At 63.1% G+C, this 12,608-nt stretch carries 12 protein-coding genes; all 12 read left to right on the top strand.

The features are described from left to right. The first annotated feature begins 128 nt into the window (after nucleotides 1-128). Nucleotides 129-533, top strand: coding sequence for a flagellar basal body rod protein FlgB (flgB, locus tag ACVOMF_RS18275; protein WP_481510530.1), 405 nt, complete (start codon nucleotides 129-131; stop codon nucleotides 531-533). Nucleotides 534-544: 11 nt separating this feature from the next. Beyond that, nucleotides 545-952: a flagellar basal body rod protein FlgC gene (gene flgC / locus ACVOMF_RS18270; protein WP_481510529.1), complete on the top strand. Its 408-nt coding sequence runs from the start codon at nucleotides 545-547 to the stop codon at nucleotides 950-952. Between the two features lie 26 nt (nucleotides 953-978). Next, nucleotides 979-1,653: a flagellar hook capping FlgD N-terminal domain-containing protein gene (locus tag ACVOMF_RS18265; protein ID WP_481510528.1), complete on the top strand. Its 675-nt coding sequence runs from the start codon at nucleotides 979-981 to the stop codon at nucleotides 1,651-1,653. Nucleotides 1,654-1,684: 31 nt separating this feature from the next. Further along, complete coding sequence (gene flgE / locus ACVOMF_RS18260) at nucleotides 1,685-2,905, top strand: flagellar hook protein FlgE (RefSeq protein ID WP_481510527.1); 1,221 nt, start codon at nucleotides 1,685-1,687, stop codon at nucleotides 2,903-2,905. A gap of 102 nt (nucleotides 2,906-3,007) precedes the next feature. Continuing rightward, a complete protein-coding gene (locus ACVOMF_RS18255; protein ID WP_282271512.1) occupies nucleotides 3,008-3,757 on the top strand; it encodes a flagellar basal body rod protein FlgF in 750 nt (249 codons plus the stop codon). Nucleotides 3,758-4,058: 301 nt separating this feature from the next. Further along, nucleotides 4,059-4,844 (top strand): flagellar basal-body rod protein FlgG, encoded by a 786-nt coding sequence (gene flgG / locus ACVOMF_RS18250; protein WP_481510526.1) that lies wholly within the window; start codon nucleotides 4,059-4,061, stop codon nucleotides 4,842-4,844. 22 nt (nucleotides 4,845-4,866) lie between these two features. After that, on the top strand, nucleotides 4,867-5,556 hold the full coding sequence (gene flgH, locus ACVOMF_RS18245) for a flagellar basal body L-ring protein FlgH (RefSeq protein ID WP_481510525.1): 690 nt from the start codon (nucleotides 4,867-4,869) through the stop codon (nucleotides 5,554-5,556). An 8-nt stretch (nucleotides 5,557-5,564) separates the two neighbouring features. Further along, a complete protein-coding gene (locus ACVOMF_RS18240) occupies nucleotides 5,565-6,680 on the top strand; it encodes a flagellar basal body P-ring protein FlgI (RefSeq protein ID WP_481510524.1) in 1,116 nt (371 codons plus the stop codon). Between the two features lies 1 nt (nucleotide 6,681). Next, nucleotides 6,682-7,875, top strand: a complete 1,194-nt coding sequence (flgJ, locus tag ACVOMF_RS18235; protein ID WP_481510523.1) for a flagellar assembly peptidoglycan hydrolase FlgJ — start codon at nucleotides 6,682-6,684, stop codon at nucleotides 7,873-7,875. Between the two features lie 11 nt (nucleotides 7,876-7,886). After that, a complete protein-coding gene (gene flgK / locus ACVOMF_RS18230) occupies nucleotides 7,887-9,764 on the top strand; it encodes a flagellar hook-associated protein FlgK (protein ID WP_481510522.1) in 1,878 nt (625 codons plus the stop codon). Further along, nucleotides 9,764-10,966 (top strand): flagellar hook-associated protein FlgL, encoded by a 1,203-nt coding sequence (gene flgL / locus ACVOMF_RS18225; RefSeq protein ID WP_481510521.1) that lies wholly within the window; start codon nucleotides 9,764-9,766, stop codon nucleotides 10,964-10,966. Before flgK ends, flgL begins: the two co-directional genes overlap by 1 nt. A gap of 67 nt (nucleotides 10,967-11,033) precedes the next feature. Beyond that, a complete protein-coding gene (locus tag ACVOMF_RS18220; protein WP_481510520.1) occupies nucleotides 11,034-12,506 on the top strand; it encodes a flagellin N-terminal helical domain-containing protein in 1,473 nt (490 codons plus the stop codon). Nucleotides 12,507-12,608: the final 102 nt, after the last annotated feature.

Genomic DNA, 12,608 nt, shown 5'->3' with positions numbered 1-12,608 from the left:
AGGGTAGTGCCGAGCCGTGCTCCGCCGAGGCCTTACCGGTAATGCCCTGCCGAGCATGGCTCGGCACTACATGGCCTTCTGGCACAGGTTTTGCAGCTTCCCCGGCAACGTTCCGTGGGAGGTTCCACATGGCCAACCTGTTTTCCAACTATCTCGGCATCCATGCCCAGGCGATGCCGCTGCGCGAGCAGCGCATGAAGCTGATCGCCAGCAACCTGAGCAATGCCGACACGCCCGGCTACAAGGCCCGCGATCTCGACTTTGATGCCGCCCTGCGTAATGCCCAGGGGGCGACCAGTGGCAATGGCCTGCTGACAGCCACCGCCGAACAGCACTACGCCATCGGCGGCGCCAACGGGCTCAACCCGTTCCAGATCCTGCGCGAAGGCGCCCAGCCCAGCCTTGACGGCAACACCGTCGACCCGGATACCGAGCGCGCTGCTTATGGCCGTGCCGCACTGGAGTACCGCGCCTCGCTGAGCTTCGTCGAGTCCAAGGTGAAGACCATGCTCACCGCCATCACTGGCCAGTAAGGAAGCACGCCATGAGCAACCTGCCAATTTTTGACATTGCCGGCTCGGCGCTGCAGGCGCAATCGGTGCGCATGAGCACCATTGCCTCCAACCTGTCCAATGCCGATTCGATCGCCGGCTCGCCGCAGGCGGTTTACAAGCCACTGGAGCCGATCTTCCAGGCAGTAACCAGCGGCAATGATCCGAACCTGACTGGCGTGCAGGTCAAGGAGATCGCACAGAGCGATGCACCGCCGATCAAACGCTACGAACCCAACCATCCGCTGGCCGATGGCGAGGGCTATGTGTATTCGCCCGACGTCGATCCGGTCGCGCAGATGGTCAACCTCATCTCCACTTCGCGCAATTACCAGGCCGGCGTGGAAATGCTCAGCACAGCCAAGGAACTTGCCCTGGCCACGCTGACGATGGGCCGCTGAGCCCACTCCCCCAGGAATCTGCCGACATGAGCACCAGCGTCAACTCCGATCTCTACAAGTCGCTCGGCCTCACTGCGCCGAACAACACGGCCACCAGCAAGAACAAGGGCTCGCTCGATCAAGCCGATTTCCTGAAGCTGATGACCACCCAGTTGCAGCATCAGGACCCCACCAAACCCATGGACAACAGCCAGATGGTTGCGCAGATGGCGCAGCTGTCCACGGTACAGGGCATCAGCGACCTGAACACTTCGGTGAAGGGCTTCCAGCAGTCCATGGCCAGCGATCAGGTCCTGCGCGGCGCGGCGCTGGTCGGGCATGACGTGATGGTGCCCTCCACCAAGGTCTCTCTGGAAGCCGAAGGCGGCACCAGCGGCACGGTTGCGGCGCCGTCGGCCGGCTCGGTCACCGTCGATATCACCGATGCCAATGGCCTGAAGATCAATCAGCTGACCGTGCCGGCCAGCGCTGCCGGCGAGGTTGCCTTCCAATGGGATGGCACCAATGCCGATGGCAAGCGCATGCCGCCTGGCAGCTATACCGTCACCGCCACCCACACCGATAGCGCCGGTGCACAAACCAAGCTCGCCACCTACGTCGAGGCGGAAGTTGAAAGCGTGACGGTGGGTTCCGACGGCCTGTACCTGAACCTCAAGGGGCTGGGCACTGCCCCGCTCGACTACGTGCTCCGCGTCAGCTGAGCCCTCTCTTCGATTTCCCAGGAGTATTGCCATGGGCTTCAATGTCTCCCTGTCGGGCATCAACGCGGCCAACGCCGACCTGAATGTCACCGCCAACAACGTCGCCAACGTCAACACCACCGGCTTCAAGGAGTCGCGTGCCGAGTTCGCCGATCTGTTCAATGCCACCAGCTATGGCTTGTCACGCAATGCGATGGGCTCCGGCGTGCGCTTGAGCAATGTGGCGCAGCAGTTTTCGCAAGGCAATATCAACCAGACCGGGCGCAGCCTGGACCTGGCCGTGGCCGGCGAAGGCTTCTTCACCTTGAACATGAATGGCGCGCGCGTTTACTCGCGTGCCGGCAACTTCCAGACCGACAACAACGGTTATGTGGTCAATCCACAGGGCGCGCGGCTGCAGGTGTTCACTCCCAACGCCGATGGCACCCGCTTCGATGGCCAGCTGACCGACCTGCAGCTGCTCACCACCGACAGCCCGCCGAAGCAGAGCACCCTGGTCAACATGGCATTCACCTTGCCCGGCAATGCGCCGCAGCCGACCGTAACGCCGTTCGACCCAACCGACTCCAACACCTACAACCACTCCACCGGCGGCATCACGGTGTACGACTCACTGGGCGTCAGTCACACCCAGACCTCGTACTTCGTGAAGACGGCCAATGCCAACGAATGGCAGGTACACAACTATGTGGACGGCCAGCCGGCCGGCGCGCCGTCAGTGCTGCAGTTCTCCAATGCCGGCGCTTTGACCAGCCCGGCCAATGGCGACATTACCTTGGCACCGTTTACACCAAGCACCGGCGCCGGCGTGGTCAACCTGACCTTGAATGTCGCAGGCGCAACCCAGTATGGCGAGAAGTTCGCGATGCGCGATACCCGCCAGGACGGCTACGCTGCCGGCAAGCTGAATGAGATCAGCATCTCCGAGCAGGGCGTGGTGTATGCGCGTTACTCCAATGGCGACGACAAGCCGCTGGGCCAGGTCGCATTGAGCACCTTCAACAATCCGCAGGGCCTGCAGAATCAGGGCAACAGCCTGTGGGTGGAGACGTTCTCTTCCGGCAACCCGCGCGTCGGCGCGCCGGACACCTCTGATCTGGGCCAGATCCAGGCCGGATCGCTGGAAGCCTCGACGGTGGACCTGACCGAACAGCTGGTCAACATGATCGTCGCCCAGCGCAACTTCCAGGCCAACTCGCAGATGCTTTCGACGCAGGACCAGGTCACCCAGGCCATCATCAACATCAGGTAAGCCAAGGAGCGGGGATCGGCCAGCACTTGCCTGATCCCCGCTTGAAGATTGCCGCCGCCTGCGACTTTCCAACTTCAATCCCACTACGCGAGTCCCAGCCCCATGGACAAAGCCCTCTACGTTGCGATGACCGGTGCCCGCGCCTCGCTGCAGGCACAGGCCACTGTGTCGCACAACCTGGCCAACTCGGATACGCCAGGCTTCAAGGAAGCGCTGGCCAATACCGAAGCGTTCCGCATCCAGGGCCCCGGCTTTCCGTCGCGCGTGGATGCCGTGCACGTCGACGCCGGTTTCAACCGCCGCGTTGGCGCGCAGCAGATCACCGGCAATTCTCTGGACCTTTCCCTGCAGCCGGGCAGCTGGCTGGCAGTGCAGTCCAGCGACGGCAGCGAAGCCTATACCCGCAGCGGCGCCTTGTCGTTGACACCGAACGGTCAGCTGGTGACGGCCGAAGGCAATGCCGTTCTTGACGACAATGGCAACCCGATCGCGGTGCCACCGCATCAGGCCATGGAGATCGGCCACGATGGCACCTTGTCGATCATCCCGCTGGGCGAAGGCCCACAGACGATGGCGATGATTGGCCGCTTGCGTGTCGTTGATGCACCCAACGAACGGCTGGAGCGGCGCCTCGATGGATTGATGCGCAACACTGATCCACAGCAGCCATTTGCCCAGCGCCAGGGCAAGGCACTGGACAGCGGCATGCTGGAATCCAGCAACGTGGATGCAGCGGGCGCGCTGGTGCAGATGATCCAGCTGCAACGCCAGTTTGAAATGCAGGTGAAGGTAATCAAGCACGGCGACGAGAATGCGCGCAGTGCCAACAGCTTGTTGCGTCTCAACGGCTGATAGAACAACGCCAGCGTGCATGCTTTGCGCGCGCCCTCGCTTTCGGCTGGGCCAGTGCAGGAATCGGTGGTTTTCCCGTTTCTGCCGCGATCTCGTCAAACCCGCTCTTCTTCCTGATCGACCCGCACGCATCGTGCGGGCGCATGCGGAGCCATGCCACCAGGCAGGCATGGGCACAGCGACAGGCCGGTGCAGCGTCACGGTACTCCGCGTCGACATTCCGACACTGGTTTTGGCACAGCCCATGCATTGACAGTGGCAAGGGCCAATCGGCCGGTATCCGTCACCAAGGAATCGCACCATGAATCAGGCATTGTGGGTCGCCAAGACCGGCTTGGATGCACAACAGACGCGCATGTCGGTTGTCTCCAACAACCTGGCCAACACCAATACCACCGGATTCAAGCGCGACCGCGCCAGCTTCGAGGACCTGTTGTACCAACAGGTACGTCAGCCCGGCGGTTCGTCCTCTGCACAGACGCAGTTGCCAACCGGCCTGCAGTTGGGTACCGGTGTACGCGTCGTCGCCACGTCCAAGCACTTTGAACAGGGCAGCCAGCAGCAGACCGGCCGCGCGCTCGACGTGATGGCCAATGGCCGCGGCTTCTTTGAAGTGATGATGCCCGACGGTACGTCGGCGTATACGCGCGACGGCAGCTTCCAGATCAATGCGCAGGGCGAGCTGGTGACCAACAGCGGCTACCCGGTACAGCCTGGCATCCAGATTCCAGAGGGCGCGCAGTCCATGACCATCGGTACCGACGGCACCATCAGCGTGAAGATGGCCGGCGAAGCCGCGTCGGTGGAAATCGGCTCCTTGACGCTTACCGACTTCATCAATCCCGCCGGCCTGCAGGCCAAGGGCGAGAACCTGTACCTGGAAACCACAGCGTCGGGCCCAGCGCAAAACGGCACGCCCGGCCTCAATGGCCTGGGCACGGTCGTGCAGGGTGCGCTGGAAGGCAGCAACGTCAACGTGGTCGAAGAGCTGGTGTCGATGATCGAAACCCAGCGCGCCTACGAAATGAATGCCAAGGCCATCTCCACCACCGACTCGATGCTCGGCTACCTCAACAACAACGTCTGATTGGTCGCCAAGGGATACCGTCATGAGCAGCCCCCCACTCCTGCGCCAACTTTCCATCGCCTTGTGCGCCGCCCTGATCGGCGGCTGCACCTTGGCCGGCGACGTGCGCCCGTATGCACCGATGGCGCCGATCCAGCCCATCGCCGTGCAGGCCGCAGCGCCGACTGCTGGCGCGATCTACGCCGCCGGCCCCGGCTTGAATCTCTACGGCGATCGGCGCGCGCGTGATGTCGGTGACCTTCTGACCATCACCTTGGTCGAGAACACCATGGCCACAACCACCGCCAGCACCGCGATCAGCAAGAAGTCCAGCGTCGATGTCGGTACCCCGACGCTGTTTGGTGCGCCAGTCACGCTGGGCGGCAAGGACATTCTGGGCGCTTCGGCATCAGCCGACCGCGATTTCGGCGGCAAGGGCAACAGCGCACAAAGCAATCGCCTGCAAGGCAGCGTCACCGTCACCGTGATCCAGCGTCTGCCGAACGGCAACCTGGTGGTGCAGGGCCAGAAGAACCTGCGGCTGAACCAGGGCGATGAGCTTGTGCAGATCCAGGGCGTGGTACGTGCTGCGGACATCAATCCGGACAACACCATCTCCTCCAGCAAGGTTGCCGATGCACGCATCGCCTATGGCGGCCGCGGTGCGGTAGCGCAGTCCAATGCAATGGGCTGGCTTGGCCGCTTCTTCAACTCAGCGTTTGCGCTGTTCTGAGCACTGTGATGAAGACTTTCTCTTTCATGCGCCCCCTTGCCCTTGCAGCACTGGCATTGGCTGCTGCCCTGCCCGCCCATGCCGAGCGGATCAAGGATCTGGCCCAGGTTGGCGGCGTGCGCGGCAATGCACTGGTCGGCTACGGCCTGGTGGTTGGTCTGGATGGCAGCGGTGACCGCACCAGCCAGGCACCGTTCACCGTGCAGAGTTTGAAGAACCTGCTGGGCGAACTGGGCGTCAATGTTCCGTCCAATGTGAATCCACAGTTGAAGAACGTCGCGGCGGTAGCAATCCACGCTGAGCTGCCACCGTTTGCCAAGCCCGGCCAGACTATAGATATCACCGTCTCCTCGATCGGCAACGCCGTCTCGTTGCGTGGTGGCGCATTGCTGATGGCACCGCTGAAAGGCATCGATGGGCAGGTGTATGCCATTGCCCAAGGCAATCTGGTGGTCGGCGGTTTTGGCGCGCAGGGCAAGGACGGCTCGCGTGTTTCGGTGAATATTCCAAGCGCTGGCCGCATTCCCAATGGCGCCACGGTTGAACGTGCGCTGCCTGACGTGTTCGCTGGCGGTGGCGACATCACCTTGAACCTGCACCAGAACGACTTCACCACCGTTTCGCGGATGGTCAATGCGCTCAATGCCACCTTCGGCGAAGGCGCGGCACGCGCGATCGATGGCGGCACGGTCTCGGTGCAGACGCCGACCGACCCGGGTGCGCGCATCGGCATGCTGGCGCGCATCGAGAACGTCGAGCTTTCCCCAGGCACTGCGCCTGCCCGCATCGTGGTCAATTCCCGTACCGGCACCGTGGTGATCGGCTCGCAGGTGCGTGTTTCGCCAGCGGCGATTTCGCACGGTTCCTTGACGGTGACCGTCAGCGAATCGACCCAGGTCAGCCAGCCGAACGCGTTTGCTGGTGGCCAGACGGTTGCCACGCCGCAATCCACCATTACGGCCAGCAATGAAGGCAGCCGAATGTTCCGCTTTGACGGCGGCGCGACCCTGGACGAGATCGTCCGTGCGGTCAACGAAGTTGGCGCTGCTCCAGGTGACCTGATCGCGATCCTGGAAGCACTCAAGCAGGCCGGCGCGCTGACCGCCGACCTTGAGGTGATCTGACATGCGTATCGCCGCGTCCTCGCTGGAACTGAATCCGGCCATCGCCAATGATCCGGCGAAGATCGACAAGGTTGCACGCCAGCTGGAAGGCCAGTTCGCGCAGATGCTGGTCAAGAGCATGCGCGACGCCAGCTTCGGCGACTCGCTGTTTCCGGGCGAAAACCAGATGTTCCGCGAGATGTACGACCAACGCATTGCCGAGGCGATGACGCGCGGTCGTGGGCTCGGCTTGTCGGCCATGATTGCGCGTCAATTGGGCGGCGCCGAAGGCGCAGCCAGCGTACCGGTCGATACCAGCATCAAGCCAGCCGCCGCGGCACGTGCTTATCAATTGGCCGCTCCCGCCGCCACCGGTCTGCCGCTGAATGCAGCGCCAGCACTCGGCGAGGACCCACTGTCTTCGCTGGACATCAATGATCAGTCGACCTACATGGCGCCGCAGGCGCAGGCACTGGATCTGATTGCCGGCCGTGACAGCAGCAGCTTCCACGCGTCCTTGAACAACAGTAATCCCTACCAGGAAACTACCCCGGCCGAGTTGTCCGCCGATTGGGCCATGGGCAATGACCGCTGGAGCAAGGTGTCGGCGGCCGAACGTGGTGACGCCGTTGATACCACCACGGCCAACGTCGCTGCCGACAAGCTCGGCAAGCACACGCCCGAGGGTTTCGTAGCCAGCATCTGGCCTCACGCCGAACGCGCCGCGCGCGAGCTCGGTGTCGATCCGCGTGCACTGGTCGCCCAGGCCGCTCTGGAGACCGGCTGGGGCAAGCGCCATATCAAACGCGATAACGGTGATAGCAGCCACAACCTGTTCGGCATCAAGGCAACCGGTTGGAGTGGCGAACGCGCCACCACCGGCACCCATGAATATGTCAACGGCCAACGCCGCAACGAGACCGCCAGCTTCCGCGCCTACGGTTCGATGGCGGAAAGCTTTGGCGACTACGTGCGCATGTTGAAGACCAGCCCACGCTACCAGGCCGCGCTTAGCGCTGGCAGTGATGTGCGCAGCTTCGCCCAAGGCCTGCAGCGCGCCGGCTATGCCACCGATCCGGCCTACGCCACCAAGATCGCCGCCATTGCCGCCGGTCCAACCATCGAGCGCGCGGTCGCCGCCATCGGCGATGCCGGTGCGCGACTGGGCCAGACCTTTGCCAGCAACGCCGGTATTGCCGGCATCACCCGTCGTTGAGATAGCCGTCCATGTCTAATGTTCTTTCCACTGGCACCAGCGCGCTGATCGCCTTCCAACGGGCGCTGGCCACCGTCAGCCACAATGTCGCCAACATCAAGACTGACGGCTACAGCCGGCAGAAGGTGGATTTCGCCACGCGTGAACCCAGCGACGTAGGCTATGGCGATGTCGGCAACGGCACCAAGATCACCGACATCCGCCGGGTCGCTGATCAGCTCGCGATCTCGCGCCTGCTGGACAGCAATGGTGAACTGGCTCGGTTGCAGCAGTTGTCCGGCATGGCTGACCGGGTTGACGCCTTGTTCTCCGACCCAGCAACCAACGTCAGCGGGGTCTGGTCCAACTTCTTCGACGCCGTCAATGGCCTGGGATCCAACACTGCCGGCACCGCCGACCGCCGTGATGTGCTGGACAACGCCGGCACCCTGATCAGCCGCTTCAAACAACTCAACAGCAGCCTCGACAGCTTGAACAGCGAGGTCAACAACGGTTTGATCTCTGCCGCAAATGAGGTCAACCGGCTGGCATCGGAGATCGCGCAGATCAACGGCACCATCGGCAGCAACGCCGCTGCCGCAGCACCGGATCTGTTGGACCGGCGTGACCAGCTGATCTCCAAGCTGGTTGGCTACACCGGCGGCACCGCGGTGATCCAGGACGGCGGCGTGATGAACGTCTACTCCGCCGGTGGCCAGGCGATGGTCGTTGGCACCACCGCCTCGCAGATCACCACCGCTGCTGATCCGTATCAGCCCGAACGCCTGCGCCTTGCGATCAAGACCCAGGGCATGACCGTGACCTTGGACACCAAGGCGCTGGGCGGCCAGATCGGCGGCATGTTGGAGTTCCGTGAAACCGTACTGGACCCGACGCAGGCAGAATTGGGCCGGATCGCAGTTGGCATGGCGCAGTCCTTCAATCAGTCACACGCCGAAGGCATGGACCTGTATGGCGACATGGGCGGGGATTTCTTCAACCTCGGTAATCCGAAGGTCTCGGCGCATAGCGGCAACACTGGCAGCGCCAGCCTCACCGCCAGTTATGGCGATCTGAGCGCGCTGGACGGGCAGAACCTGCTGCTGAAATTTGACGGCAGCACGTGGCAGGCGAGTCGCGCCGATAGCGGCGTCGCGGTACCGATGACCGGCACAGGCACGGCAGCCGATCCGTTCGTGGTCAATGGCGTTCAATTTGTGGTCGGCGGCAGTCCCGCCACCAACGATCGTTTCCTGCTGCAGCCTACCGCTGCCGCAACCAATGAACTCTCGGTGGCAATCACCGATCCCTCGCGCATCGCCGCCGCCAACCCGATCAAGGGCGCGGCCGCACTGACCAATACCGGGACCGGCAAGCTTGGCAACCTGGATGTCGTGAATGCGGGTGACCCCGCCCTGCTCAATCCAGCAGTTATCAATTTCGTCGATGCCAACAACTACACCGTCGATGGCGCCGGCCCCTACCCCTACACCCCCGGTCAGGCCATCAGCGCCAATGGCTGGAAGGTTGTGCTCGACGGCAAGCCTGCCGCTGGCGATCGTTTCGATATCACCAAGACTGCACCTGGCTCCAGCGACAACGGCAATGCCAAGCGCTTGGCCGATGTCGAGGACGCCAAGGCTTTCAACGGCGGCACCGTCACCTTGAACGGCGCACTGGGCGGGCTGACCACCCAGATCGGCTCCGCTGCACGCGCCGCCGACTATTCGCTACAGGCGCAGCAGGTAATCAACGACAACGCCAAGGCATCGCGGGATTCGATCTCCGGCGTCAACCTTGATGAAGAAGCGGCGGACATGCTCCGGTTGCAGCAGGCCTACCAGGCTGCATCGCAGCTCATCTCCACCGCCGACACCATGTTCCAGACGATCCTGAAGGCGGTGGGCTGATGAGTACCCGTATCTCCAGCAACATGATGTACGACCAGTCCGTCGCGCTGATGTTGTCCAAGCAGAGCAAGATGAATCACCTTGAACAGCAGCTGGCGACCGGCAAGAAGATCGTCACGGCCAAGGATGATCCGGTCGCGTCCGGTACCGCGGTGGGCATGGATCGTGTACTGGCTGAACTTGAACAACTGGGCAAGAATGCCAACGCCGTGCAGAACCGCCTCGGCCTGCAGGAAAACGTGCTGGCACAGGCTGGCGAGATGTTGACGCGGGTATCGGATCTGACTGTCCAGGCCAACAGCCCGGCACTGTCGGTCGAAGACCGCAAGGCAGTGGCCAGCGAGCTGAAGTCCATCAAGGACTCGTTGCTCGCCCTCGCCAACACCACCGATGGCACTGGCCGCTATCTGTTCGGTGGCGCTGCCGATGCCAGCGCGCCGTTCTCGTTGAGCAACGGCACGGTGACCTACAACGGCGACCAGACCCAGCGCCAGGTCGAAGTCTCACCAGGTACTTTCGTGAAGGACGCACTGCCCGGCAGTGAGATCTTCATGCGCATCCGTACCGGCGACGGCACGGTGGATGGGCGCGCTGCCGCCAGCAACACCGGCCAGGCCGTGCTCACCGACATCGGCCGCGACAGCTCCGGTGGCTGGACTGGCGCCAGCTACACCCTTCGCTTCACCGCAGCGGACACCTATGAGGTGGTGGATGCCAGCAACACGGTTGTGGCTACCGGCACCCATACCAGCGGCGAAGACATCGTGTTCGAAGGGCTGCGCATGCGCATCGACGGCACCCCGGCAACGGGCGACACGTTCAGCGCTGCTACCGCTGAAACCCGCGACGTGTTCAGCAGCATCGACCAGCTGGTGCAGACGCTGCAGATGGACACGTCCACACCGGCGGCAAGGGCAGCCCAGCAGAACGCATTGCAGGCCAGCATCCGTGATGTGCGCCAGGCATCCAACAGCATGATCGATACGCGCGCTGCAGGTGGCGCTCAGCTCACTGCAATCGACAACGCTGATTCACTGCGCGAAGCCAACACCGTCACGCTCAAGAGCTCGCTCTCGCAGATGCGTGACCTCAACTACGCCGAAGCAATCGGGCAGTACAAGCTCGAAGGCGCGGCGCTGCAAGCGGCACAGACCATCTTCACGCAGATGCAGTCGATGTCGCTGTTCAACATGATTCGCTGATTCACATCTACGGCAGCACATCTGCCAGTCCACAACGCAAAGCACCGAGCACAACGGAGACGTACCCATGGCACAGATCATCAACACCAACATCATGTCGCTGAACGCTCAGCGGAATTTGAACACCAGCGGCTCCAGCCTGGCTACTTCGATCCAGCGCCTGTCCTCGGGCCTGCGTATCAACAGCGCCAAGGACGACGCTGCAGGTCTGGCGATTTCCGAGCGTTTCAGCACCCAGATCCGCGGCATGGACCAGGCCGCCCGCAACGCCAACGATGGCATCTCGCTGTCGCAGACCGCCGAAGGTGCCCTGGGCGAAATCAGCAACAACCTGCAGCGCATCCGTGAACTGGCTGTGCAGTCGCGCAACGCCACCAACTCCCCTTCCGACCGCGCCGCACTGGACGCCGAAGTGCAGCTGCTGAAGGCCGAAATCCAGCGCGTCGCCGAGCAGACCAACTTCAACGGCACTGCGTTGCTGGATGGCAGCTTCCAGAACCAGGCTTTCCAGGTGGGTGCCGACCAGGGCCAGGTGATCAACATCGCGCAGATCGCCAACGCCAACATCAAGGAACTGGGTAACTGGAACCGCGTGGATACGCCGGCCTCGGCAGCAGCTGTAGCCGCTGACGGCGGTTACGTCGCAGGCACCCCCACCCCAGGCACAAGCACTTTGAGTCTTGCAGGTGTGGCTGATCCGACTGCTGCGCTGTCCTTCCAGGTCGGCGGCACCACCATCAACGTGGCACAGGACGCGGCGCGTACCACCGCCGCCGGCTTGGCCACCGCGGTCAACGCTGCCATCGGCACCAACATCGCGGGGCTTACCGCCAGCGTCAGCGGCACCGATATCGGCTTGAGCAACACCAATGCCACACCGATTACCATTTCCGGTGGTCTCACCGGTACGGTCGGCGCTCAGACCGAAGTCGGCGGCACCCCCGCCAGCTTCACTGCCGGCAACTTCACCCTGACCGGCAGCAAGGGCACCGCCACCATCAGCTTCAGCGCTGCAGGTGGCGCCTCACAGCGCGCCAGCGATCTGGTAAAGGCCGTCAACAACCAGAGCTACAACACTGGTGTCACCGCCTCGTTGGATGCCAGCGGCAATCTGCAGTTGGCTTCGGCATCGGGCCAGTTCACCATTGCTGGCGGCGCATCGTTGACCGCACAGACCGGCCTGACGGCGGCAACAACGACCGATTGGGCAGCAGGCGCGGCCGAAACCGGCTTCGCGGATATGGATGTGCTCTCGGCCACGGGTGCTGACAATGCACTCAACGCCATCGACGCTGCACTGCAGTCGATCAACTCCTCGCGCGCCGATCTGGGTGCGGTGCAGAACCGCTTCACCTCGACCATCGCCAATCTCAACACCTCCTCGGAGAACCTGTCGGCCGCTCGCAGCCGCATCCGTGATGCCGACTACGCCAAGGAAACCGCAGAGCTCACCCGCACGCAGATCCTGCAGCAGGCGGGCACGGCAATGTTGGCCCAGGCCAACCAGTCGCCGCAGAACGTGCTGAGTCTGCTGAAGTAAGCAAACGCAGCTGTAGTGCCGAGCCATGCTCGGCAAAGGCTTCATCTGTAGTGGGGGGCGCCGGGGGGGCAGGGGGGGGGCGGGCGAACCACCCCACCCGCA

The organism is Stenotrophomonas sp. STEN022, from assembly GCF_056760155.1.
The sequence above is the reverse complement of the archived record's forward strand: the minus strand, read 5'-3'. Positions and strand labels throughout refer to the sequence as shown.

What these genes read in the sequence shown, in the direction of transcription:
- flgB (WP_481510530.1), top strand. Translation starts at nt 129, where the DNA reads ATGGCCAACCTGTTTTCCAACTATCTCGGCATCCATGCCCAGGCGATG.
- flgC (WP_481510529.1), top strand. Translation starts at nt 545, where the DNA reads ATGAGCAACCTGCCAATTTTTGACATTGCCGGCTCGGCGCTGCAGGCG.
- ACVOMF_RS18265 (WP_481510528.1), top strand. Translation starts at nt 979, where the DNA reads ATGAGCACCAGCGTCAACTCCGATCTCTACAAGTCGCTCGGCCTCACT.
- flgE (WP_481510527.1), top strand. Translation starts at nt 1,685, where the DNA reads ATGGGCTTCAATGTCTCCCTGTCGGGCATCAACGCGGCCAACGCCGAC.
- ACVOMF_RS18255 (WP_282271512.1), top strand. Translation starts at nt 3,008, where the DNA reads ATGGACAAAGCCCTCTACGTTGCGATGACCGGTGCCCGCGCCTCGCTG.
- flgG (WP_481510526.1), top strand. Translation starts at nt 4,059, where the DNA reads ATGAATCAGGCATTGTGGGTCGCCAAGACCGGCTTGGATGCACAACAG.
- flgH (WP_481510525.1), top strand. Translation starts at nt 4,867, where the DNA reads ATGAGCAGCCCCCCACTCCTGCGCCAACTTTCCATCGCCTTGTGCGCC.
- ACVOMF_RS18240 (WP_481510524.1), top strand. Translation starts at nt 5,565, where the DNA reads ATGAAGACTTTCTCTTTCATGCGCCCCCTTGCCCTTGCAGCACTGGCA.
- flgJ (WP_481510523.1), top strand. Translation starts at nt 6,682, where the DNA reads ATGCGTATCGCCGCGTCCTCGCTGGAACTGAATCCGGCCATCGCCAAT.
- flgK (WP_481510522.1), top strand. Translation starts at nt 7,887, where the DNA reads ATGTCTAATGTTCTTTCCACTGGCACCAGCGCGCTGATCGCCTTCCAA.
- flgL (WP_481510521.1), top strand. Translation starts at nt 9,764, where the DNA reads ATGAGTACCCGTATCTCCAGCAACATGATGTACGACCAGTCCGTCGCG.
- ACVOMF_RS18220 (WP_481510520.1), top strand. Translation starts at nt 11,034, where the DNA reads ATGGCACAGATCATCAACACCAACATCATGTCGCTGAACGCTCAGCGG.